The organism is Streptomyces sp. NPDC041124 (genome assembly GCF_055592385.1).
Genome location: NZ_JBVIYR010000007.1, coordinates 272,209 through 294,956, shown reverse-complemented (window position 1 = coordinate 294,956; position 22,748 = coordinate 272,209). Strand labels below are relative to the sequence as shown.

Genomic DNA, 22,748 nt, shown 5'->3' with positions numbered 1-22,748 from the left:
CGCCCGGAATGCATCCCCCGTGAAGGCCCCTCCCGCACCGTGATCAGGGTCACGCGGCGCTTCACGTCGAAGGGAAGGCGCCCCGGTCCCTGCCGTAACGGGTGAAGGCGGCGGTGTCCACCGTCCACGGGCCGAACGGGACCGAATCACCGAAGATGTACGGCTCCTTGACGCTGTAACGGTTACCGCACGGGGCCGAATGCACCTCGATCGTGCCAGTGCGGGGATCGACGATCAGGTAGCGGGGGATGCCCATCGCGGGGTACTCGGCGAGCTTGTCGCCGTAGTCGTTGTTCGGGTTGGACGGGGAGACGATCTCGATGACCGCCAGGACCTGCGTCGCGTCGACGGCGAGGCCTTCCTCGTCGAGAACGGACTCGGGGATGACGACGGCGTCCGGGCGTCGCATGCGACCGATCGCGGGGTGCTCGATCTCGGGGCCGTTCGCGCAGGCGTAGCCCGGGTGGGTGGTGAGGAGCTGCTCGTCCAGCTGCTTGCAGATGCGTCGGACGATGCCCTCGTGCCGCTTCGACGGGCACATCATGGCCAGTATCGGACCCGATGGGCCGATCTCGACGCTCCAGGCACCTTCCAGCTGCTCGGCGTGGGCCCCGAGCTGCTCGGCGATCGCGCGCATCCTCGTGTAGTCCATGCCTTCAGCCTACCGACGGCCTCGCTCCGTGGCCGTCCGGATCCACGGTGTGACCGGCCCTGTCCGGCGCCCTCGCCGAGCGGACGGCCGGCCGACCCGCGGCGGGTGCGGGCCGGCCGTCCGGGGCTCAGCCCGACAGGCCCAACTCCCGTGCGATCAGCATGCGCTGGACCTCGCTCGTGCCCTCGCCGATCTCCAGGATCTTGGAGTCCCGCCACATGCGGGCCACCGGGTACTCGTTCATGAAGCCGTAGCCGCCATGGATCTGGGTGGCGTCGCGGGCGTTGTCCACGGCGACCGTCGACGAGTACAGCTTGGCCAGCGCCGCCTCCCTCTTGAAGGGCTCGCCCGCCACCAGCCGGCTCGCCGCGTCCCGCCAGGCGAGGCGGGACGTGTGGGCCTTCATCTCCATGTCGGCGATCTTGAACTGGATCGCCTGGTTGGCACCGATCGGCCGCCCGAACGCGTGCCGCTCCTTGGCGTACTTCACCGACTCGTCGACACAGCCCTGCGCCAGGCCCGTGCCCAGCGCGGCGATGGCGATCCGGCCCTCGTCCAGGATGCGCAGGAACTGGGCGTAGCCGCGGCCCTCTTCGCCGAGCAGGTTGGCGGCCGGGACCCGGACGTCGGCGAAGGACAGCTCACGCGTGTCCGAGGCGTTCCAGCCGACCTTCGAGTACGGCGCCGCGACCGTGAAGCCCGGCGTCCCCGACGGGACGATGATCGCGGAGATCAGCGGCTTGCCGTCCGGCTTGCGGCCGGTGACCGCGGTGACCGTGACCAGGCCCGTGATGTCGGTGCCCGAGTTGGTGATGAAGCACTTGGTGCCGTTGATGACCCACTCGTTCGTCGACTCGTCCAGCCGCGCCGTCGTACGGGTCGCGCCCGCGTCGCTGCCGCCGTCCGGCTCGGTCAGGCCGAACGCGCCCAGGATCTCGCCCGAGCACAGCCGGGGGAGCCACTCGCGCTTCTGCTCCTCGGTGCCGAACAGGTGCAGCGGCATCGCGCCCAGCGAGACGCCCGCCTCCAGCGTGATGGCCACCGAGGAGTCGACCCGGGCCAGTTCCTCCAGGGCCACGCCGAGGGCGAAGTAGTCGCCGCCCATGCCGCCGTACTCCTCCGGGAACGGCAGGCCGAACAGGCCCATGCGGCCCATCTCCCGCACTATCTCGTACGGGAACTCGTGCCGCTCGTAGAAGTCACCGATCTTCGGTGCCACCACGTCGTGGGCGAACTCCTCGACCGTGCGGCGGAGTTCTTCCAGTTCGGGGGAGAGCTTGTGGTCCATGGTCGTTCACGACTCCTGGTGGGAGAGGGCTCGGACGGTGCGGGACGGGCTGGTTCGGCCCAGGTGGGCGGCCATCCAGACGCTTGTGGCGACCAGACGGCCGAGGTCGACCCCGGTGTCGATGCCGAGGCCACGCAGCATCCACACGAGGTCTTCGGTGGCGAGATTGCCGGTGGCGGACTTCGCGTACGGGCAGCCGCCCAGACCGCCGGCGGAGGCGTCGACCGTGGTGACGCCCTGCTGGAGCGCGGCCAGCGTGTTGGACAGGGCCTGCCCGTAGGTGTCGTGGAAGTGCACGCCCAGCGCGGAGACGGGCACGTCCGCCGCGGTAAGCGCGGTGAGCAGGGCCGTCACATGGCCCGGGGTGGCCACCCCGATGGTGTCGCCCAGGCTCAGTTCGTCGCAGCCCATGTCCAGCAGGGCCCGGCACACCCGCACCACCTGCGGGACGGGGACCGCGCCCTCCCACGGGTCGCCGAAGCACATCGAGAGGTAGCCGCGGACGTGCACGTCCGCCGCCTTCGCCCGGCTCACCACCGGCTCGAACATGGCCAGCGCCTCGTCCACCGTGCGGTTGAGGTTGGCCCGGGCGAAGGACTCCGTGGCGCTGGCGAACACCGCGACCCGCCGGGCGCCGAGCGCCAGCGCACGGTCCAGTCCCCGCTCGTTCGGCACCAGCACCGGCAGCTCGACGGGCAGGTCCGCGACGGAAGGGTACAGCTCCTCGGCGTCCGCGAGCTGGGGCACCCATGTGGGGTGCACGAAGCTGGTCGCCTCGATGGTGGTCAGACCGGTGGAGGCCAGACGGCGGACGAACTCCGTCTTCACGGCCGTCGGGACGGTCGCCTTCTCGTTCTGCAGGCCGTCGCGGGCACCCACCTCGTGGATCCGCACCCGAGCGGGCAGTCCCGCCGCCGGTACGACCATGGGCAGGCCCGGTTCCGGAGTGTTCACGCCGTCTCCTCCTCCACGGGTGCGATGACCGCGAGCACCTGGTCCATGGCGACCGTCGTGCCCGGGGCCACGTCCAGCTCGGTGACCGTGCCGGCGTGCGGGGCGGAGATGACGTGCTCCATCTTCATCGCCTCCACCACCAGCAGGCTCTGTCCGGCGGCCACCTCGTCGCCGACGGCCACCTTCACCACCGTCACGGTGCCCGGCATCGGCGCGGTCAGCGAGTCGGCGCCCGCCTGGCCCGCCCGGGTGAGGGACGCGGCGACCGGGTCGTGGTCCCGCACGTGCCAGGCGTCGCCGTCCCGGCCGATCCAGTCGGCGGCGCGGTGGAAGGTGTGCCGGACGCCGTCCAGCGTCACCGCCACCTGGTCGTCGGTGACCGTGTGGGCGCCGCACGGGATGTGCTCCACCGGGTCCGTGACGCGCAGGTGGAAGGCGGCCGGTTTCGGGGTGCCGCCCATGCGCCAGCCGTCCGGCACCGAGAAGGGGTCCGTCCAGCCGTCGCCGCGCGGACGCAGCGCCTCCAGGCGCACGGCCGCCGCGGCCTCGTACACCTCGCCGGGGACCTCGGCCGGCACCAGGCCCTGCGCCTCGCGCTCCACCAGCCCGGTGTCCATGTCGCCGCTCACCACCGCCGGATGGGCCAGCAGCCGCCGCAGGAACCCCGCGTTGGTCTGCACGCCCAGCGTGACCGTCTCCGCCAGGGCCGCCCGGAGCTTGCGCAGCGCGGTCGCCCGGTCGGGTCCGTACGCGATCACCTTGGAGAGCATCGGGTCGTAGAGGCTGCCGACCTCCGTGCCCTCGCTCAGCCCGGAGTCGGTGCGCACCCCGTCGCCCTGCGGCTCGCGCAGTCTCAGCACCGTGCCCCCGGAGGGGAGGAAGCCCCGGGCCGGGTCCTCGGCGCAGATGCGGGCCTCGACCGCGTGCCCGGTGAGCCGGACGTCGTCCTGCCCGAACGCCAGCGGCTCGCCCGCCGCCACCCGCAGCTGCCACTCCACCAGGTCGAGTCCCGTGACCAGTTCGGTGACCGGGTGTTCCACCTGGAGGCGGGTGTTCATCTCCATGAAGTAGTACGAGGAGGGGTCGTTGCCCGGGACGATGAACTCCACCGTGCCCGCGCCCCGGTAGCCGCAGGAGCGGGCCGCCTGGACCGCCGCCTCGCCCATCGCGGCCCGGGTCTCCTCGTCGAGGAGCACACTGGGCGCCTCCTCGATGATCTTCTGGTGGCGCCGCTGGAGGGAGCACTCGCGCTCGCCGAGGTGGACCACGCCCCCGTGCCCGTCGGCCAGCACCTGGATCTCGATGTGCCGGGGCCGGTCGATCCACCGCTCGACGAGCAGCGTGTCGTCACCGAAGGAGGCGCGGGCCTCGCGGCGCGCGGCGGCGATCTCGTCGGCCAGCAGCGAGGCGTCCCGCACCAGCCGCATGCCCTTGCCGCCACCGCCCGCGGACGGCTTCAGCAGCACCGGCACGCCGATCTCCCGGGCGGCCTCGGCGAGCTGCTCGTCGGTCAGTCCGCTGCCGCTGGAGCCGGGCACGACCGGCACGCCGGCCGCCTTCACCGTCTCCTTGGCGCGGATCTTGTCGCCCATCAGCGCGATGGCGTCCGCCGGGGGCCCGATGAACACCAGCCCCGCCTCGGCGCACGCCCGCGCGAAGCCCGCGTTCTCGGCCAGGAAGCCGTACCCGGGGTGGACCGCCTGCGCGCCGGTGCGGGCGGCGGCCTCCAGCAGCCGCTCCACCGACAGGTAGCTCTCGGAGGCGGCCGCGGGCCCGATCCGCACCGCCGTGTCGGCCTCCCGTACGTGCCGGGCGTCGGCGTCCGCGTCGGAGTACACGGCCACCGAGCGCACGCCCATCGACCGCAGGGTGCGGATGACGCGGACCGCGATCTCGCCCCGGTTGGCCACCAGCACCGTCTCGAACATCTGCTCTGTCATCGTCAGGGGTCCCCTCACATCCGGAAGACGCCGAACTGGGGGTCACCCAGGGGCGCGTTGGCGCACGCGGTCAGGGCCAGGCCCAGCACCTGCCGGGTGTCCATCGGGTCGATCACGCCGTCGTCCCAGAGGCGGGCCGTCGCGTAGTAGGCGTTCCCCTGACGCTCGTACTGGGCGCGGATCGGGGCCTTGAAGGCGTCCTCGTCCTCGGCCGGCCACTCCTCGCCGCGCCCTTCGAGCTGGTCCCGTTTGACGGTGGCGAGGACGGAGGCGGCCTGCTCGCCGCCCATCACGGAGATCTTCGCGTTGGGCCACATCCACAGGAAGCGCGGCGAGTACGCCCGCCCGCACATCGAGTAGTTGCCCGCCCCGTAGGACCCGCCGACCACCACCGTCAGCTTCGGCACGCGGGTGCAGGCGACCGCGGTGACCATCTTGGCGCCGTGCTTGGCGATGCCGCCCGCCTCGTAGTCCCGGCCGACCATGAAGCCCGAGATGTTCTGCAGGAACAGCAGCGGGATGCCGCGCTGGTCGCACAGCTCGATGAAGTGGGCGCCCTTCTGGGCGGACTCGGAGAACAGGATGCCGTTGTTGGCGACGATCCCCACCGGGTGGCCGTGGATCCGCGCGAAGCCGGTGACCAGGGTCTGCCCGAACTCCGGCTTGAACTCGGCGAAGCGGGAGCCGTCGGTGATCCGCGCGATGATCTCCCGCACGTCGTAGGGGGTGCGGGAGTCGACCGGCACCGCCCCGTACAGCCCCGCCGCGTCCACCTTGGGCTCGACGGCCGGCCCGACGCTCCAGGGGAGGGAACCCCGCGCGGGGAGGGTGGAGACGATGGTGCGCACGATCCTGAGCGCGTGCGCGTCGTCCTCCGCGAGGTGGTCGGTCACGCCGGAGACCCGGGAGTGGACCTCGCCGCCGCCCAGCTCCTCCGCCGTCACCACCTCACCGGTGGCGGCCTTCACCAGCGGCGGGCCGCCGAGGAAGATGGTGCCCTGGTTCCGGACGATCACCGCCTCGTCGCTCATCGCCGGGACGTACGCCCCGCCCGCCGTGCAGGAGCCGAGGACCGCCGCGATCTGCGGGATGCCGGCGCCGGACATCCGGGCCTGGTTGTAGAAGATCCGCCCGAAGTGGTCCCGGTCCGGGAACACCTCGTCCTGCATCGGCAGGAACGCGCCGCCCGAGTCCACCAGGTAGACACAGGGCAGCCGGTTGTCGAGGGCCACCTCCTGCGCGCGCAGGTGCTTCTTCACCGTCATCGGGTAGTACGTGCCGCCCTTGACGGTGGCGTCGTTGGCCACGACCACGCACTCCCGGCCGGAGACCCGGCCGATCCCGGCGATCACCCCGGCCGCCGGGGCCTGCCCCTCGTACATCCCGTCGGCCGCCAGCGGGGCCAGCTCCAGGAAGGGCGAGCCGGGGTCGAGGAGCGTGTCCACGCGGTCGCGCGGGAGCAGTTTCCCGCGCGCCGTGTGCCGTGCCCGCGCCCGCTCGCCGCCGCCGAGCGCCGCCGCGGCCAGCTTGCCGCGCAGCTCCCCGACGAGGGCGCGGTGCGCCTCCTCGTTGGCCCGAAAGGACTCCGACGCGGGATCTGCCGCGCTGTGAAGCTCCGGTGCCTCGTGCATCCTGCGGGTCCCCTCACCTTGTTAATGAGCGTTAACGCATTTCCTCCAGGTTAACGACCGCTAACCTCCCTGTCTAGAATCGTCTTCATGGCCACCAGAACCGACGCCCCCACCCGCCGCGAACAGATCCTCAAGGAGGCCGCCCGGCTCTTCGCCGAGCGCGGCTTCCACGGCGTCGGGGTCGACGAGATAGGCGCGGCGGTCGGCATCAGCGGGCCCGGGCTCTACCGGCACTTCGCGGGCAAGGACGCGATGCTCGCGGAGTTGCTGGTGGGGATCAGCGGCCAGCTGCTGACCGGCGCGAAGCAGCGCCTGAAGGAGGCCGGGGACGGGCCGGCCCCGGAGGCGGTCCTCGACTCGCTGATCGAGGGGCACATCGACTTCGCGCTCGACGACCGTCCCCTGATCACCCTGCACGACCGTGAGCTGGACCGCCTCCGGGACAGCGACCGCAAGCTGGTCCGCCAGCTGCAGCGGCAGTACGTGGAGCTGTGGGTGGAGGTGGTCCGCGCGCTCTATCCGCAGCTGGCCGAACCGGCCGCCCGCTCGGCCGTGCACTCGGTGTTCGGCCTGCTCAACTCCACCCCGCACCTGGCCCGCCCGGGCGCCCTCCCCGGCCGGGCGACGACGGCCGGGCTGCTGCACCGGATGGCGCGGGGCGCGTTCGACGCGGCGGGGGCGGCGCCCGCGGCGTGACGAGCGTGACGAGCGTTACGGGGGTCGCGGGGGCCGCACTCTGGACGCCTGTGGATACTCGCCGGTATCTTTGTCTGAGCAAGCGCTTAGACATGCCTAGGGTACGCGGAGGTGGCGGCGGTGCGCCGTACGGTTTTCAACGAGGATCACGAGGCGTTCCGGGAGACCATCCGGGCCTTCATCGAGGCCGAGGTCGTGCCCGTCTACGACGAGTGGTTCGCGGCGGGCCAGGCGCCGCGCGACTTCTACTACAAGCTCGGTGAGCTGGGCATCTTCGGCATCAGCGTGCCGGAGGAGTTCGGCGGTGCGGGCCTGGACACCCACAAGTTCGAGGCGGTCCTCTACGAGGAGACCGCCCGCGCGGGCGTCCAGTTCGGCGGCTCCGGCGTGCACGTGCTGCTCGCCCTGCCGTACATCAAGATGCTCGCCACCGACGAGCAGAAGAAGCGCTTCCTGCCGAAGTTCGTCTCCGGCGAGGAGATGTGGGCCATCGCGATGACCGAGCCGGGCACCGGCTCCGACCTCGCGGGCATGAAGACCACCGCCAAGCTCAGCGAGGACGGCACCCACTACGTCCTCAACGGCGCCAAGACCTTCATCACCGGCGGCGTCCACGCCGACAAGGTGATCGTCTGCGCCCGCACCGCCGCCCCCACGGCCGAGGACCGCCGTCACGGCATCTCCCTGTTCGCCGTCGACACCAAGTCCGAGGGCTACTCCGTCGGCCGCAAGCTCGACAAGCTCGGTCTGAAGACCTCCGACACCGCCGAGCTGGCCTTCGTCGACGTCAAGGTGCCCGTCGAGGACCTGCTCGGCGAGGAGAACAAGGGCTTCTACTACCTCGGCCACAACCTGGCCTCCGAGCGCTGGGGCATCGCCTTCGGCGCCTACGCGCAGGCCAAGGCCGCCGTCCGGTTCGCCAAGAGTTACGTGCAGGAGCGCACCGTCTTCGGCAAGCCGGTCGCCCACTTCCAGAACACCAAGTTCGAGCTGGCCGCCTGCCAGGCCGAGGTGGACGCCGCCGAGGCCGTCGCCGACCGCGCCACCGAGGCCCTGGACGCCGGCGAGCTCACCCCCGCCGAGGCCGCCTCCGCGAAGCTGTTCTGCACCGAGGTCGCCCACCGTGTCATCGACCGCTGCCTCCAGCTGCACGGCGGCTACGGCTACATGAACGAGTACCCGATCGCCCGTCTGTACGCGGACAACCGCGTCAACCGCATCTACGGCGGCACCAGCGAGATCATGAAGTCGATCATCGCCAAGGACATGGGCCTGTAAGGTCCCGGAAATCCCTGCCGTATACAACTGATTCCATGAGTCAGGCACTTCAGGAACTCCTCGATCTGCTCGACCTCGAGCAGATCGAGGAGAACATCTTCCGCGGCCAGTCCCGCGCCTCCGCCGTCCCCCGGGTCTTCGGCGGGCAGGTGGCGGCACAGGCCCTGGTCGCCGCGGGACGGACCGTCCCGGCGGACCGGCCCGCCCACTCGCTGCACGCGTACTTCCTGCGCATCGGCGACCCGGGCGCCCCGATCGTCTACACCGTCGACCGGATCCGGGACGGCCGCTCCTTCACCACGCGGCGCGTGGTCGCGGTCCAGCACGGCAAGCCGATCTTCCACCTCTCCGCCTCCTTCCAGGAGCACGAGGAGGGCCTGGACCACCAGGCGCCGATGCCGCCCTCGCCGGACCCCGACACCCTGCCGACCTCCGAGGAGCGGCTGCGCGGCTACCCGCATCTCGCCCCCGAGATCGTGCACCGCTACCTCGGGGCCCGCTCGGCGGTCGACCTGCGCTACGTCGACGACCCGCCCTACGGCCGCTTCGGCGAGCCGCGCGAACCGCACTCCCAGGTCTGGTTCCGCACCAACGGCAAGCTCGACAGCGACGACCCGCTGCTGCACGTCGTCCTCGCCACGTACGTCTCCGACATGACGCTCCTCGACTCCATCCTGCTCGCCCACGGGCGCGGCGGCTGGGCCGTCGGTGACGTCGTCGGCGCGTCCCTGGACCACGCGATGTGGTTCCACCGCCCGTTCCGCGCCGACGAGTGGCTGCTGTACGACCAGCAGTCCCCCTCGGCCCACGGCGGCCGGGGACTGGGTCAGGGCCGCATCTACACCCAGGACGGCCGGCTCGCGGTCTCGGTCATCCAGGAGGGCGTGGTCCGCGTCCCGCGCGGGGACTGAACCGGTCCGCGCGGCGGGAAACCACTGGGGCCGCGGCGGTCCCCCGCTCTACGCTGCCCCGGTGAGGAAACACCGCCGTCTCCGCCGCCTCGTCGTCGACGACACCGTCTGGCACTGGGCCGTCCGGCAGCGGGTGCGGCCCGCCTACGCCGACTGCCGCCTGACACTGTCCTTCTTCACCGAGGGGTACCGCGGCGGCGCTGGGCGCCGGCTGTCCCTGGTCTTCGCCCCGGGCCCGCACCGCATCGTGTCCCACTCGTACTTCGAGGCGGGCACCGTGATGCGCCTCCCGGACCGCGCCGACCTCAACCTCCACGAGCCGGGTGCCGCCCGGCGCCTGCTCCGGACGGCGGCGCCGGCCCTGGACCCGCGCCCCGGCCGGAACGTCGAGCTGGACGGCTGGCCCTGCTTCGACCGGGCCGTCGACACCCCTGACCAGTTGATCCCCTCTAGGCGATGCCCGCCTCCGCCAGGAGGTACGCCGTCATCGGGTCGTAGTGGCGGGGGCTGGTGACGTGGTCGTCGAGGGGGACCGTGACCTGGACGGTGCCCTCGGCCTCGGCGAGGAACAGCGCCGGGTCGTTGCAGTCCGCGTAGCCGACGGAGTCGACGCCGTACTGACCCGCGGCGCCCGCCCAGCCGTGGTCGGCGACGACCAGGTCCGGCAGCGGGCGGCCCTCGCGCTCCAGGGCACCGAGGATGGCCTTCATCGGCTCCCCGGAGTGGGTGTGCCACAGCGTGGCACCGTGCTCCAGCACCGCCACGTCCGCGAACTGCATCACATAGCCCTCGTCCGTGGTCAGCCCGTCCGGGATGACCACGATCTCGCAGCCGGCCGCCCGCAGCGCCGCGGCCGTCGCGCGGTGCACGTCGAGCAGCCCGCCCGGGTGACCGGTGGCGAACAGCACCCGCTGCTGCCCCTCCGCCGCCTTGCGCAGCCTCCCGGCCATGCGTTCCAGGCCGGACACGGTCAGCTCCGGGTCGATGGTGTCCTGCCCGTACCGGTGTTCCGGGTCGTCGTTGACGCCCACCCGCTCCGCCATCACCGCGAGCACGTCCTGCTCGTCGGTCCAGCGGTCGCCGAGCTCCAGGCCGAGCCAGTAGTGGCGGTCGCCGTTCGCCAGCTTCCGGTAGTGGGAGAGGTTGTTCTCGCGCGGCGTGGCGACATCGCCCGCGATGCGGGTGGCGACCAGGTGTTCGACGAGTTCGGCGCGGCTGGGTGTCCCGGGTATCGGCATGCCCCCCATTGTGGAGCAGCGCATGGTGGGCGTCCCTGACGTATCGCCCGCTGGGACGTGCGTCACGTACTCAGACGACTCCGTACGGATACTCAGGTCCCCGGCCCGCCTCAGCTGCGGCGCAGCGCGAACCACAGCTCCATCCGCACGTCCGGATCGTCCAGGTCGGCCTCCAGCAGCGCCGCGCAGCGCGCGATGCGCTGCCGCACGGTGTTGCGGTGCACGGACAGCGCCACCGCCGTACGGTCCCAGCTGCCGTGCAGGGACAGCCAGGTACGCAGGGTGTCGGTGAGGGCCGGGGCGGCCGCTATGGGCGCGAGCAGCGCCCGCGCGTGGGCGTCCGCGTCACCCGGCGGGACGAGGTCGGTGAGGGCGGGGCGGTCGCCGTGCCGGACCAGCGGGGCGCGGGTGGCGCGGGCCCGGGCGAGGGCGCGGGCGGCCTGGGTGCCGGCGGCGGGCCAGTCGGGCGGGTCGGCGGCCGCGCTGACGCCGAGGGTCCAGCCGGGGACCGCGTCCACGGGGTGATCGGCCGGAACCAGGACGCGTACGGTCTCGCCGGACGGGTCCACCAGCGTGGAGCCCAGTGCCGCGCCCAGGGCGGAGGCGGCGAGGGCGTCCGGGGCCGGTCGTCCGTCGGGCCGGGCGTGCACCACGCGCCGGCGGTCCGCGCCGAGCAGGGGCGCCACCTCCTCGGGCGTCGCGCCCAGCAGCAGGCGTACGAGGGCGGAGGAGCGGGGTGCGTCGGTGGCGGTGTGCTGCGTGCCGGTGAGGAGGGAGAGGAGGACGGCGGCGACGGAGGCGATGGTGTGGTCGCCGGGGGACCGGTGGGGCGAGGCCACGCCCAGGACGCAGCCGGGTCCGGGGCCGAGGGCGTAGGCGGCGAGGTGGGTGCCGGTGACCGTGTCGCTGGCGGAGGCGGGGGCGGTGCGACCGCCCGTGGCAGGGGCGGGGCCGGTCGTCGGGGTGGGGCGCAGGACCTTGGCCAGGCGGGTCAGGGACTCCCTGGCCTCGGCGGCCGGGGGTGGGCCCGACGTGGCGAGTTCCGTGGCGTCCGGGCCGAACAGGACGGCCCAGCCGCCGGTCCGCTGGGCCAGTTGGTCGAGCACGGGGCGGACCGGCTCGGGGCGGGCCGCCGCCGTGGCGAGGCTCTGCTGGGCCTCGGTGACCCGGCGCAGCTCCGCCGTGCGGGCCTGCGCCATCAGCTGCCAGACCGCCCGCGCCACCCCCGAGAACGTGGTCCTGGGCGGCACCTCCAGCAGCGGCAGCCCGTGCATGTCGCAGGCCTCGGCCAGCTCCGCCGGCACCCTCTCGTGGACCGGCGCCAGACCGAAACCGAGTGCGGCGCCGCCCGCCGCCACGATCCGGGAGACGTACGCGTCGAAGTATCCGGCGCCCGCCCCCTGGGGGATGTGCACGCCCGCCGACAGCAGCAGTTCCCCGCCCAGCAGGTACGGGTAGGGGTCGGCCATCTCCGACGCCTGCGCCCAGTGCACGACGATCCCCGGGCCGTCCGGTCCGGCGATCCGGCGCAGGCCGAGGTCCTCGCGGGCCAGCAGGGCGTCCAGCCGCACCGGCGGCGTGGGCGGAACCACGGGATCCGACATCGGCATGCTGGACACTTCCTCCACTCCTCGCGACGGGAATGGAGGAAACGTACACTTCGCAGATGCTTTCCGCCCTCTTATGGTCGGGAGAGACCAGCGGCCCGCGCGTCCGGGCGGACGCGCGCAAGGTGAAGACCAGGAAAGTAGGCATGCCCTCATGAGCAGCAGCGAGACGCCCCGCGGCCCCGTCGACTCCTCCCGCGTCCCGCGGTACGCCGGACCCGCGACCTTCGCCCGGCTGCCCCGCCTCGACGAGGTCGGCCGCGCGGACGTCGCCGTCGTCGGCGTGCCCTTCGACTCGGGCGTCTCCTACCGCCCGGGCGCCCGATTCGGCGGCAACGCCATCCGCGAGGCGTCCCGGCTGCTGCGCCCCTACAATCCGGCGCAGGACGCCTCCCCCTTCGCCCTCGCCCAGGTCGCGGACGGCGGCGACATCGCCGTGAACCCGTTCAACATCAACGAGGCCGTGGAGACCGTCGAGGCCGCCGCCGACGACCTGCTCGGCACCGGCGCCCGCCTGATGACCCTCGGCGGCGACCACACCATCGCCCTGCCGCTGCTGCGCTCCGTCGCCAAGAAGCACGGGCCCGTGGCCCTGCTCCACTTCGACGCCCACCTCGACACCTGGGACACCTACTTCGGCGCCGAGTACACCCACGGCACCCCGTTCCGGCGGGCCGTGGAGGAGGGCGTCCTCGACACCTCCGCCCTCTCCCACGTCGGGACGCGCGGCCCGCTCTACGGCAAGCAGGACCTCACCGACGACGAGAAGATGGGCTTCGGCATCGTCACCTCCGCCGACGTCTACCGGCGCGGCGCCGACGAGGTCGCCGACCAGCTCCGCCAGCGCATCGGCGACCGTCCGCTGTACATCTCCATCGACATCGACTGCCTGGACCCGGCCCACGCCCCCGGCACCGGCACCCCCGAGGCCGGCGGCATGACCTCCCGCGAGCTGCTGGAGATCCTGCGCGGACTGGCCTCCTGCAACCTGGTCTCGGCGGATGTCGTCGAGGTGGCGCCCGCGTACGATCACGCGGAGATCACCTCGGTCGCCGCGTCCCACACCGCCTACGAGCTGACCACGATCATGTCCCGCCAGATTGCAGAGGCCCGCGCGAAGTGACCCACGACCACGACCTGGTGCTCCGTCCGACCGCCGCGCAGACGGAGGCGGCCCTGAATCCGCCTCCGGGCCGCACCGGCGGAGACCTGGTCGTGGAGACCCTGGCCGGGCTCGGCGCGACCACCGTCTTCGGTCTGCCCGGCCAGCACGCCCTCGGCGTGTTCGACGCCCTGCGCCGCTCCGGCCTGCGCTACGTCGGCCTGCGGATGGAGAACAACGCGGGCTTCGCGGCGGACGCCTACGGCCGGATCACCGGCGAGGCCGCCCCGCTGCTGCTGTCCACCGGACCGGGCGCGCTGACCTCCCTGCCCGCGCTCCAGGAGGCGGCGGCGGCGTCCGCTCCCGTGCTGGCGATCTGCAGCCAGGTCCCGACGGCGGGCCTCGGCGGCGGACGCCGCGGCCACCTGCACGAACTCCCCGACCAGTCGGCCTCGTTCCGCGGCGTGGTCAAGTCCGTGTACACGGTCCGTACGGCGTCCCAGATCCCCTCCGCGATCACGGAGGCCTGGACGTCGGCGCTGACCGTCCCGCACGGGCCGGTGTGGGTGGAGATCCCGCAGGACGTCCTTCTCGCGGAGACGGTCCTGCCGGTGGTGACGGCGATGGACGCCACCCCGGACGAGCTGCCGCCGCGCCCCGAGCTGACGGCGCTCGCCGCGCACCTGCTCGCCAACGCCGAGCGTCCGGCGATCGTCGCGGGCGGGGGAGTGGTCCGCTCCGACGCCTCCGGCAAGCTCAAACAGCTCGCCGAGCGCCTCCAGGCCCCGGTGGTCACCACCCCCGGCGGCAAGGGTGCCTTCCCCTGGACGCACCCGCTGTCGCTCCAGTCCTGGCTGGAGGACCGCCACACCACCGACTTCCTCCAGGACGCGGACGTCCTCCTCGTCGTCGGCTCCGGCCTCGGCGAACTCTCCTCGAACTACCACACGTTCACGCCCCGTGGCCGGGTGATCCAGATCGAGGCAGACCTCGGCAAGCTGGAGTCCAACCACCCGGGCCTCGGCATCCACGCCGACGCCCGCCTCGCCCTCCAGGCGCTGCTGGAGACGGTGGAACGGCGCGAGGACCAGGGCGCCCCGGAGCGTGTGCGGGAGGTGCTGGACCGCGTGCGCGCCCGCATCGCCGCCCAGGACCTCACCCTGGAACAGCAGGTGCTGACGGCGGTCCGCCGGGCCCTGCCCACCGACTCGCCGTCCTTCTGGGACATGACGATCCTGACCTACTGGGCCTGGTCCGCGTTCGACGCCATGGGGCCCAACCACCTGCACTCCGCGCAGGGCGCCGGCGGCCTCGGCTACGGCTTCCCGGCCGCCCTCGGCGCTGCGGTCGCCGACCCGACCCGCCCGGTCCTCGCCGTCTCGGGCGACGGCGGCGCCCTCTACTCGATCGCTGAACTTGCCACCGCCCGCCAGCACGACCTGGACGTCACCTGGCTGATCGTCGACGACGGCGGCTACGGCATCCTCCGCGAGTACATGACCGACGCCTTCGGAAAGGCCACGGCGACGGACCTGACCGGCCCGGACTTCGTGGCCCTGGCGGAGTCCTTCGCCGTCCCCGCCGTGCGCACCAGCCCCGAGAACCTGGAGCACGACCTGACACAGAGCCTGTCGACCCGGGGCCCGTCGGTGGTCGTCCTTCCTGCCCTTCTGCGCATGTTCGCCCCCACCCACCTGGACCGGGCCACCGCGGGCTGACGCCCCCGCCGGTCGCGGAGACCCGCTGCTCGCCGAAGGCCTACCGGCCTCCTCCCGACCTGCGCCTCGTGGGCGCACCCGCCCGCCGACAGCACACCGTGCTGGTGCTGCCCCGGCGCACGGTCTGCTGCAGCCGCTGCCCTTCCGGGTCGGTCAGCCTGCGCACAACGGACAGGCCCCCCTGGAGCGGCTGTTCGCCGGGTGCGGTTGCCCCTCGTCGCTCCTGGGCCAAAGGGCTACGAGGTTCTCACGCGGACGCCCAGGGTGCCAGCAGGTCGCTGAGGAGTTCGGCGAGGGCGTTGTCCAGGGTGTCTTCGCGGAGGCGGTCGCCGACGGCTTCGGGACAGAGGGCGGCGGGGCGGGCGATCCAGAGGATCTTCCAGGGCCTGGATGCCAGGGCGCGGTCACCCCAGATTCCACCGTGCGGGCAGAGGGGGTGGAGCAGATCGCTGACCCGGTCCACCGCCATCCCCACCAGCGGACCGTCGATCGCCGAGCGTGCCGCCGCGAACTCTGCGGGGGACGACCGGGCGATGGCAGCTGTGGTCGGGTGGCGACGCACGGTACGGACCACCTCCTTCAGGTGCGTGATGACGCCCGGGACGGTGCCGTCACCAGGGCAGGCACGGTCCGCCGTGGCGAAGGCGTCGGCGAGTTCGGCCTGCAGTGCGTGCAGGTGCAGCGCACCGACGGATCTCCAGTTCCGGTACAGGAAGTTGCGGGTGGTGCCGCAGTTCCGGGCGATGGCGGACAGGGGCACGTTCAGGCCCTCGGCGCGGAGCAGAGTGCGTACGGTGTTGATCACGTGTCCCGAGCTGTGAGGGCTCGGGCCGGGGTGCGGGCTCATGGAGGCACCTTTGCCGAAAACCGGGAGCAGTCGGCCGAAGAATGTCACTTAGGCGCTCGTATGAGTGATATTCGGGCAGTTGGGGCGGCTGTGCTCACGGATTCCGCGGGAACGGGTCACGGAAGGCGGCGATGAACGACGCGCACCCCGCCTCGGAGAAGACCACCTCCGGGCCGAACGGGAATGCCAGGGCGGACGACGGGGTGGACTTCCGGACCACGTCTGCGACGTCGATGTCCTGATCCGTCAGGACACTGCCCCGTCAGGAGACTGCTCCGTACGGTCCCCGCGCCCCACCTTCGGCGAGCCCACGGCGACGGAGCCGACCGCACCGGACCACATGGCCCGGGCGGAGTCCTGCGGCCTCCCGGGCCCGCGCACCAGCCCCGAGACCCCGGAGCATGACCCTTGGAAAGTCCTGGCCGCCCCGGGCCCGTCGGTCGCCGTCCTCCCCGCGGTCCTGCTCACGTTCGCGCCGCGCAACTGGCCTGAGCAGGCCGCCTCACGAAATGGCCCGGAGCCTGCCGTGACGTGACCGCTCGCGCAGCCGGCCGACGGCGAGGGCCGTCTCCTCGTCGGCGGGCAGCAGGACGAGCAGCTGCTGTGCGTCCGAGGCGAACTCGAGTGTCTCGCGGGTCAGCCGGGGCGCACCCCCGGTCGGGTGGTCCAGCCGCACTACACCGTGCGGCGGCACCACGGGGGAGTTCAGCCGCCGGGCGAACTCGGCCGGCGGCGGGCGCGAGGTCCGTGGCCGGCCACTCCGGGTTCTCCCCCTCGGTCCCCGCCACAGGTCGAACGCCTGCTCGTCGGCGACGGACTCCCAGTCGGTGAAGAAGGTCTTCGCACGCGCGTCGGTGAAGACGTACCGGGTGAGGTGGGGGGCGTCGTTCTCCAGCAGCCCCGTACCGACCGCGACGGCCTCGTGGGCGCCGGTCCATGCGAGGAGGTCGCCGAGCCGGTTGCTCACCACGATGCCCGGTTCCAGCAGGCGGAGGGTCTCCGGCACCGACGGGCGGATCTCACGAATCGCGCCGGTTCGGGGCCGAGGTGGGCGGTGCACTCGTCGCCGGTGGCCTTCGCGAGGTAGCGCAGGTGCTCGCGCTCCGCCGTGTTCAGGGCGAGCGCGTCACCGAGGGCGTGCAGCACGGCGACCGACGGGTTGCGGTCCCGGCCCTGCTCGATTCGTCCGGGACGGGCTCTCCTTCCCGCTGTACTGCTCGGCCTGGCAGGACTGCCACCCCGCTCGACTCGCACAGGCTCCGGAGTACGCCAAGACGCTGCTGGAGCAGCTGTCCTGGTGGGCGGGGGCGCTGCGCTCGGCCCGCGAGGCGGTGCCTTATCCGGCGTGAGGACGGCCCGCGAGGCGGTGCCTTATCCGGCGTGAGGGCGGCGGGCGGGCGGCTCCCGTCCGGCGCGAGGACGGCGGGCGGGCGGCCCTCGTCCGGCGCGAGACCGCTGCCGGACTGCTGCCGGACAGGGGGCGGACAGGGGCGGTCCCCTGTCCGGCAGCAGGCCGTCCGTGAAGGGCGCGCGTACGGCCCGGTCAGCAGCCGCCCGGGCCCACCCCGTCGATCCGGCCGCCGAAGTCGCCGAGGTAGCGGGAGCGCCAGTCGCCGTTGAAGACGTCCCGCTTTTCGACCGGCTGCCAGTTCACGAAGCAGGCCCGGGTGCTCGCGACGAAGGAGCCGACGTGGTCGTGGAGAGCGGCCGGCATGTCGCGGTAGCCGCTGCGGGCGGTCCACTCCCAGTAGTCGCCGCCGAAGCCCTCCTTGCTCCAGAAGCACACCGATCCGTCGGGGCAGGACGGGGGCGCGGCGGGCGCGGCGGACGCCGCCGGGGCGGGCAGCAGGAGCGCGGTCAGGGTGAGGGCGGCGGCGAGGGACCAGGAACGAGTCTTCACGGCTCTCCAGCGGGGTGTCGTGGACGCAGGGAATCGCCCCGGCCGACCTGCCGGGGCGATTCCATGGTCGGGGCACACCGCGCCCCATATGCCCGCATCGTCGCCCATGCCACCTGATGGAGCGAACCGGGGGCGTGGCCGGCGTGCTCGCGTCCGGCGGTGGGCGCCGTCCGCGCGGGGGGCAGGGAGCCGGGGCGCCCGCCCGGCGCCTACCAGATCGACTCGACCCACTCCGGGTGGTCGATGAACGGGTTGCGGTTGTGCTGGTAGGAGTCGTGGATGACGTCGTTGCGGCGCCGCTCGAAGGCGTCCGGCGGGTCCTCCTGGTGCCAGGCCTTGAGTACGGAGAGCTTGCCCATGTAGGGGTTGCTGCCGTTGTTGACCTGGCCGTTGACCTCCAGGTCGGCCCAGCCGTCGCCGCCCTCGTAGCGGACCGCCATGTAGAAGATCATGCGGGCCACGTCGCCCTTGACGGCGTCGCGGGGCTCGAAGGAGTCGGAGTCGGTGAGGCTGCCGCCGCTGTCGGTGAAGCCGCTGCCGCCGTTGTCGAAGTCCTTGTTGCCGCGGATCGAGTTGACCCGGACGTCCGTGGGGCGCAGGTGGTGGATGTCGGTGCCGGGGCCGGTGGAGGTGCCGAAGTCGCCGTGGGACTTGGCCCACACGTGCTCGCGGTTCCAGTCGCCGGTGTCCCCGCCGTTGAGGGACTTGCTGCGGGAGATGCCCGAGTACAGCAGGATCACGTTGTTGCTGTTGTTCGGGTCCTGGTCGGTGACCTTCAGGGCGTTCCAGACGGCCGAGTACGACAGCTTGGTCTGGTCGCTGATGATCGTGTGGAGGGCGTCCTTGAGGGCCTCGCCGGACTTGCCGGCGGCGCCGTCGTAGTACGCGGCGTCGTAAGTGGCCGCCGTGGCCACGGGGGTGGTGGCCGTGGCCGTGCCGGCGGTCAGGGCGGGGGTGGTGAGGCCGGCGAGGACGGCGGCCGTGGCGAGCGCCACCGCGGTGCGGCGTCGGGGGCGTATGCGTGTCGCGAGCATGTGGGGTGTCCGATCTACGCGGGTTGCACAAGGGAGATACCCGAGAGAGTGACATGCACATGCGGTCAGGTGAGTGGAGGGAACGTGGCGATTGCGTGACGAGAACCTGTCACAACACTCGGCGCGTGCTCCCCGGAACGTCGCGGAGGGATGAAATCCGCCGCCGGCCGCGTTGGTGCCTTGCGGCAGATCAGGACGATCGGAGGGCACCCGCGTGACACCGCAACGGGGATGGGCACGGCGACTGACCGGCTACGCCTGGCGTCATCCGGGGGACGTGGTCCTCGCCCTGGGGGCGTCCCTCGGCGGCATGGCCGTGATGGCGCTGGTCCCGCTGATCACCAAGGTGATCATCGACGACGTGATCGGCGACGGGACCAGGCCCATGGCGACCTGGGCCGGTCTGCTGATCGGCGCGGCGCTCGTCGTCTACGTCCTCACCTACGTCCGCCGCTACTACGGCGGCCGGCTCGCCCTCGACGTCCAGCACGACCTGCGGACCGAGATGTACGACACGATCACCCGGCTCGACGGCAGACGCCAGGACGAGCTGTCCACCGGGCAGGTCGTCGGACGCGCCACCAGCGACCTCCAGCTGATCCAGGGCCTGCTCTTCATGCTGCCGATGACCATCGGCAACCTGCTGCTGTTCCTGATCTCCCTGGTCATCATGGCGTGGCTCTCCCTGCCGCTCACCGGCGTCGCCCTCGCCGTCGCCCCCGCCCTGTGGTGGATCGCCAGGCGCAGCCGCACCCGGCTGCACCCCTCCACCTGGTACGCGCAGGCCCAGGCGGGCGCCGTGGCCGGCGTGGTCGACGGCGCGGTCGGCGGCGTGCGCGTGGTGAAGGGCTTCGGACAGGAGGAGCAGGAGACCGGCAAGCTGCGCGAGGTCGGCCGGCGGCTGTTCGCGGGACGGCTGCGCACCGTCCGGCTGAACTCCCGCTACACCCCCGCCCTCCAGGCCGTGCCCGCGCTCGGCCAGGTGGTGATGCTGGCGCTCGGCGGCTGGCTCGCGGTGGACGGGCACATCACCCTGGGCACCTTCGTCGCCTTCTCCACCTACCTCGCCCAGCTCGTCGGCCCGGTCCGCATGCTCGCCGTCGTCCTCACCGTCGGCCAGCAGGCCCGGGCCGGCACCGAACGCGTCCTGGAGCTGATCGACACCGAGCCGTCCCTCACCGACGGCACCAGGGAACTGCCCGCCGACGCCCCTGCGACCGTCGAGTTCGACGACGTCTCCTTCGGCTACGACCCCGACCGGCCGGTCCTGGACGGCCTGTCCTTCGACATCCGCCCCGGCGAGACCCTCGCCGTCGTCGGCGCCTCCGGCTCCGGCAAGTCCACCGTCTCCCTGCTCCTGCCGCGCTTCTACGACGTCACCCACGGCGCCGTCCTCGTCGGCGGCCACGACGTGCGCGAACTGACCACCGAGTCGCTGCGCGCCGCGATCGGGCTGGTCCCCGAGGACTCCTTCCTCTTCTCCGACACCGTCCGCGCCAACATCGCCTACGGCCGCCCCGACGCCACCGACGAGCAGATCACCGCCGCCGCCCGCGCCGCCCAGGCCGACCGGTTCATCGCCGAGCTCCCCGACGGCTACGACACCACCGTCGGCGAGCACGGACTGACCCTCTCCGGCGGCCAGCGCCAGCGCGTCGCCCTCGCCCGGGCGATCCTCACCGACCCCCGGCTGCTGATCCTGGACGACGCGACCTCCGCCGTGGACGCCCGCGTCGAGCACGAGATCCACGAGGCGCTCAAGAGCGTCATGCGCGGCCGTACGACGCTGCTGATCGCCCACCGCCGCTCCACCCTCAACCTCGCCGACCGCATCGCCGTCCTCGACGGCGGCCGGCTCGCCGACCTCGGCACCCACGAGGAGCTCCAACGCCGCTCCTCCCTCTACCGCCGTCTGCTCACCGACCCCGACGAGCTGGGCGCCGTCTCCCCGGGCCACACCCCGCCCGCCGGGCCGCAAGAGGACGACACCTCCGTCCGCGAGGAACTCGACGCCGAGTTCGACGCCGAGCGCGGCGTCACCCCCAGGCTGTGGACCGGCGACCGCGAACCCCGGGACACCGCCCTCGCCGGCGCCCCGGCCACCCCGGAACTCCTCGCCCAGGTGGCGGCACTGCCCCCGGCCGACGACGTCCCCGACGTCGACGAGGCCCGCGCGGTGCGCCCCGAGGACTCCTACGGGCTGCGCCGCCTCCTGCGCGGCTTCCGCACGCCCCTGCTCATCAGCCTGGCCCTGGTCGCCGTGGACGCCGGCATGGGCCTGCTGCTGCCGGTGCTGATCCGGCACGGCATCGACCAGGGCGTCACCCGGGCGGCCCTCGGCGCGGTCTGGGCGGCCGCCCTGCTGGGCCTGCTCACCGTGCTCGTCCAGTGGTCCGCGCAGACCGGCGAGATCCGGATGACCGGCCGCACCGGCGAACGCATCCTCTACGCGCTGCGGCTGAAGATCTTCGCCCAGCTCCAGCGGCTCGGCCTGGACTACTACGAGCGCGAGCTGACCGGCCGGATCACGACCCGGATGACGACCGATGTCGACGCGTTGTCGACGTTCCTGCAGACCGGCCTGGTCACGGCGTTCGTCTCCGTGGTCACCTTCTTCGGCATCATGGGAGCCCTGCTGGTCATCGACATCGAGCTCGCCCTCGTCGTCTTCGCCACCCTGCCCCCGCTGATCGTCGGCACGTACTTCTTCCGCCGGGCCAGTGTGAAGGCGTACGAACTGGCCCGTGAACGGGTCTCGGGAGTCAACGCCGATCTGCAGGAGTCGATGTCCGGGCTGCGGATCGTGCAGGCGTTCCGCCGCGAGCGGGACGGCGGGCGGCGGTTCGCCGAGCGCAGCGCCGACTACCGCAGCGCCCGCATACGGGGCCAGTGGCTGATCTCGGTGTACTTCCCGTTCGTCCAGCTGCTGTCCTCGTTCGCCGTCGTGGCGGTGCTCGTCGTCGGCGGGGGCCGGGTCGACGACGGGACGCTGGCGATCGGCTCGCTGGTGGCGTACCTGCTGTACATCGACCTGTTCTTCGCGCCCGTGCAGCAGCTCTCCCAGGTCTTCGACGGCTACCAGCAGGCGTCCGTCTCGCTGGGCCGCATCCAGGAGCTGCTGCGGGAGCCCACCTCCACCCGCCAGGCCGACAAGCCGCTCCCCGTCACCTCCCTGCGCGGCGAGATCGCCTTCGAGGACGTGCACTTCGCGTACGGGGACGGCGAGGAGGCGCTCGACGGCATCGACCTCACCATCCCCGCCGGGCAGACCGTCGCCTTCGTCGGCGAGACCGGCGCGGGCAAGTCCACCCTGGTGAAGCTGGTCGCCCGGTTCTACGACCCCACGGGCGGGCGGGTCACCGCCGACGGCACGGACCTCAGGGACCTGGACCTCACCGCCTACCGGCACCGGCTCGGGGTCGTACCGCAGGAGGCGTACCTCTTCCCCGGCACCGTCCGCGACGCCATCGCCTACGGCCGCCCGGACGCCTCCGACGCCGAGGTGGAGGCGGCGGCCCGCGCGGTCGGCGCGCACGAGATGATCGCCACACTGGAGGGCGGCTACCTGCACCAGGTCGCCGAGCGCGGCCGCAACCTCTCCGCCGGACAGCGCCAGCTGATCGCCCTGGCCCGCGCCGAACTGGTCGACCCGGACGTCCTGCTGCTCGACGAGGCCACCGCCGCGCTGGACCTCGCCACCGAGGCGCAGGTCAACCAGGCGACCGACCGGCTGGCCGGGCGCCGCACCACCCTGGTCGTCGCCCACCGCCTGACCACGGCGGCCCGCGCCGACCGGGTGATCGTCATGGACCACGGCCGGGTCGCGGAGGACGGCACCCACGAGGAACTGCTCCGCCTCGGCGGCAGGTACGCGGCGCTGTGGCGGACGTTCGTCGGTCAGGACGTACCGGCACCGGCGTGAACGGCCGCCGCGCGAGCAACCATCGGCCCT

General features: G+C 72.6%; 18 protein-coding genes and 1 pseudogene. 8 read left to right on the top strand and 11 right to left on the bottom strand.

Annotation, left to right across the window (positions count from 1 at the left end):
- Positions 1-61: 61 nt before the first annotated feature.
- The 5 genes from ACZ6A9_RS20910 to ACZ6A9_RS20890 all read right to left on the bottom strand — a co-directional run bounded on the left by ACZ6A9_RS20910 (position 62) and on the right by ACZ6A9_RS20890 (position 6,465).
- Positions 62-652, bottom strand: a complete 591-nt coding sequence (locus tag ACZ6A9_RS20910) for a Uma2 family endonuclease (protein WP_468987539.1) — start codon at positions 650-652, stop codon at positions 62-64.
- Positions 653-779: 127 nt separating this feature from the next.
- Complete coding sequence (locus ACZ6A9_RS20905; RefSeq protein WP_468987538.1) at positions 780-1,940, bottom strand: acyl-CoA dehydrogenase family protein; 1,161 nt, start codon at positions 1,938-1,940, stop codon at positions 780-782.
- Positions 1,941-1,946: 6 nt separating this feature from the next.
- Complete coding sequence (locus tag ACZ6A9_RS20900) at positions 1,947-2,894, bottom strand: hydroxymethylglutaryl-CoA lyase (RefSeq protein ID WP_468987537.1); 948 nt, start codon at positions 2,892-2,894, stop codon at positions 1,947-1,949.
- Positions 2,891-4,822 carry an acetyl/propionyl/methylcrotonyl-CoA carboxylase subunit alpha gene (locus tag ACZ6A9_RS20895; RefSeq protein WP_468987815.1) on the bottom strand — a complete coding sequence of 644 codons (1,932 nt, stop codon included), beginning with the start codon at positions 4,820-4,822 and terminating at the stop codon, positions 2,891-2,893. The genes ACZ6A9_RS20900 and ACZ6A9_RS20895 overlap by 4 nt, the downstream gene beginning before the upstream one ends.
- A 26-nt stretch (positions 4,823-4,848) precedes the next feature.
- Entirely contained in the window at positions 4,849-6,465 is a 1,617-nt protein-coding gene (locus tag ACZ6A9_RS20890) for a carboxyl transferase domain-containing protein (protein ID WP_468987536.1), read from the bottom strand.
- An 87-nt stretch (positions 6,466-6,552) separates the two neighbouring features.
- On the opposite strand from ACZ6A9_RS20890, the gene ACZ6A9_RS20885 reads away from it, so the two are divergent.
- From ACZ6A9_RS20885 to ACZ6A9_RS20870, 4 genes are all read left to right on the top strand, one after another.
- Positions 6,553-7,161, top strand: coding sequence for an SACE_7040 family transcriptional regulator (locus ACZ6A9_RS20885; protein ID WP_468987534.1), 609 nt, complete (start codon positions 6,553-6,555; stop codon positions 7,159-7,161).
- A 120-nt stretch (positions 7,162-7,281) separates the two neighbouring features.
- Positions 7,282-8,439: an acyl-CoA dehydrogenase family protein gene (locus ACZ6A9_RS20880; RefSeq protein ID WP_468987532.1), complete on the top strand. Its 1,158-nt coding sequence runs from the start codon at positions 7,282-7,284 to the stop codon at positions 8,437-8,439.
- Between the two features lie 35 nt (positions 8,440-8,474).
- The gene (tesB, locus tag ACZ6A9_RS20875; protein ID WP_468987531.1) at positions 8,475-9,350 is read left to right on the top strand and encodes an acyl-CoA thioesterase II; all 876 of its coding nucleotides are present in this window, start codon (positions 8,475-8,477) and stop codon (positions 9,348-9,350) included.
- Between the two features lie 61 nt (positions 9,351-9,411).
- Entirely contained in the window at positions 9,412-9,864 is a 453-nt protein-coding gene (locus tag ACZ6A9_RS20870; protein WP_468987530.1) for a hypothetical protein, read from the top strand.
- Here the strand turns inward: ACZ6A9_RS20870 and ACZ6A9_RS20865 are convergent.
- Both ACZ6A9_RS20865 and ACZ6A9_RS20860 read right to left on the bottom strand, forming a co-directional pair.
- Positions 9,800-10,588 (bottom strand): phosphatase, encoded by a 789-nt coding sequence (locus tag ACZ6A9_RS20865; RefSeq protein ID WP_468987529.1) that lies wholly within the window; start codon positions 10,586-10,588, stop codon positions 9,800-9,802. The genes ACZ6A9_RS20870 and ACZ6A9_RS20865 overlap by 65 nt on opposite strands.
- A gap of 110 nt (positions 10,589-10,698) precedes the next feature.
- Complete coding sequence (locus tag ACZ6A9_RS20860; RefSeq protein WP_468987813.1) at positions 10,699-12,192, bottom strand: PucR family transcriptional regulator; 1,494 nt, start codon at positions 12,190-12,192, stop codon at positions 10,699-10,701.
- A 157-nt stretch (positions 12,193-12,349) separates the two neighbouring features.
- Here ACZ6A9_RS20860 and speB point away from each other — a divergent pair, with 157 nt between their 5' ends.
- Together speB and ACZ6A9_RS20850 are read left to right on the top strand one after the other, a co-directional pair.
- On the top strand, positions 12,350-13,318 hold the full coding sequence (gene speB, locus ACZ6A9_RS20855) for an agmatinase (protein WP_468987528.1): 969 nt from the start codon (positions 12,350-12,352) through the stop codon (positions 13,316-13,318).
- On the top strand, positions 13,315-15,015 hold the full coding sequence (locus tag ACZ6A9_RS20850; protein ID WP_468987526.1) for a thiamine pyrophosphate-binding protein: 1,701 nt from the start codon (positions 13,315-13,317) through the stop codon (positions 15,013-15,015). Before speB ends, ACZ6A9_RS20850 begins: the two co-directional genes overlap by 4 nt.
- A gap of 247 nt (positions 15,016-15,262) precedes the next feature.
- Here the strand turns inward: ACZ6A9_RS20850 and ACZ6A9_RS20845 are convergent, their stop codons facing one another.
- Entirely contained in the window at positions 15,263-15,862 is a 600-nt protein-coding gene (locus tag ACZ6A9_RS20845; RefSeq protein ID WP_468987524.1) for a TetR/AcrR family transcriptional regulator, read from the bottom strand.
- A gap of 298 nt (positions 15,863-16,160) precedes the next feature.
- Here ACZ6A9_RS20845 and ACZ6A9_RS20840 point away from each other — a divergent pair.
- A pseudogene (locus ACZ6A9_RS20840) lies at positions 16,161-16,397 on the top strand (hypothetical protein); the annotation flags it as partial.
- Here the strand turns inward: ACZ6A9_RS20840 and ACZ6A9_RS20835 are convergent.
- From ACZ6A9_RS20835 to ACZ6A9_RS20825, 3 genes are all read right to left on the bottom strand, one after another.
- Entirely contained in the window at positions 16,365-16,868 is a 504-nt protein-coding gene (locus tag ACZ6A9_RS20835; RefSeq protein WP_468987522.1) for an MmyB family transcriptional regulator, read from the bottom strand. The pseudogene ACZ6A9_RS20840 and the gene ACZ6A9_RS20835 overlap by 33 nt on opposite strands.
- Before the next feature lie 537 nt (positions 16,869-17,405).
- Positions 17,406-17,762, bottom strand: coding sequence for a peptidase inhibitor family I36 protein (locus ACZ6A9_RS20830; protein WP_355926433.1), 357 nt, complete (start codon positions 17,760-17,762; stop codon positions 17,406-17,408).
- 209 nt (positions 17,763-17,971) lie between these two features.
- Positions 17,972-18,796: an endonuclease I family protein gene (locus tag ACZ6A9_RS20825; RefSeq protein WP_468987521.1), complete on the bottom strand. Its 825-nt coding sequence runs from the start codon at positions 18,794-18,796 to the stop codon at positions 17,972-17,974.
- Between the two features lie 214 nt (positions 18,797-19,010).
- Between ACZ6A9_RS20825 and ACZ6A9_RS20820 the strand changes: the two genes are divergently transcribed.
- The gene (locus tag ACZ6A9_RS20820; RefSeq protein WP_468987520.1) at positions 19,011-22,718 is read left to right on the top strand and encodes an ABC transporter ATP-binding protein; all 3,708 of its coding nucleotides are present in this window, start codon (positions 19,011-19,013) and stop codon (positions 22,716-22,718) included.
- Positions 22,719-22,748: the final 30 nt, after the last annotated feature.

Excerpts from the sequence above, each read along its gene's own strand:
- ACZ6A9_RS20885 (WP_468987534.1), top strand. The coding sequence starts at position 6,553 with ATGGCCACCAGAACCGACGCCCCCACCCGCCGCGAACAGATCCTCAAG.
- ACZ6A9_RS20890 (WP_468987536.1), bottom strand. The coding sequence starts at position 6,465 with ATGCACGAGGCACCGGAGCTTCACAGCGCGGCAGATCCCGCGTCGGAG.
- speB (WP_468987528.1), top strand. The coding sequence starts at position 12,350 with ATGAGCAGCAGCGAGACGCCCCGCGGCCCCGTCGACTCCTCCCGCGTC.
- tesB (WP_468987531.1), top strand. The coding sequence starts at position 8,475 with ATGAGTCAGGCACTTCAGGAACTCCTCGATCTGCTCGACCTCGAGCAG.
- ACZ6A9_RS20845 (WP_468987524.1), bottom strand. The coding sequence starts at position 15,862 with ATGAGCCCGCACCCCGGCCCGAGCCCTCACAGCTCGGGACACGTGATC.
- ACZ6A9_RS20910 (WP_468987539.1), bottom strand. The coding sequence starts at position 652 with ATGGACTACACGAGGATGCGCGCGATCGCCGAGCAGCTCGGGGCCCAC.
- ACZ6A9_RS20860 (WP_468987813.1), bottom strand. The coding sequence starts at position 12,192 with ATGTCGGATCCCGTGGTTCCGCCCACGCCGCCGGTGCGGCTGGACGCC.
- ACZ6A9_RS20905 (WP_468987538.1), bottom strand. The coding sequence starts at position 1,940 with ATGGACCACAAGCTCTCCCCCGAACTGGAAGAACTCCGCCGCACGGTC.
- ACZ6A9_RS20895 (WP_468987815.1), bottom strand. The coding sequence starts at position 4,822 with ATGTTCGAGACGGTGCTGGTGGCCAACCGGGGCGAGATCGCGGTCCGC.
- ACZ6A9_RS20825 (WP_468987521.1), bottom strand. The coding sequence starts at position 18,796 with ATGCTCGCGACACGCATACGCCCCCGACGCCGCACCGCGGTGGCGCTC.
- ACZ6A9_RS20865 (WP_468987529.1), bottom strand. The coding sequence starts at position 10,588 with ATGCCGATACCCGGGACACCCAGCCGCGCCGAACTCGTCGAACACCTG.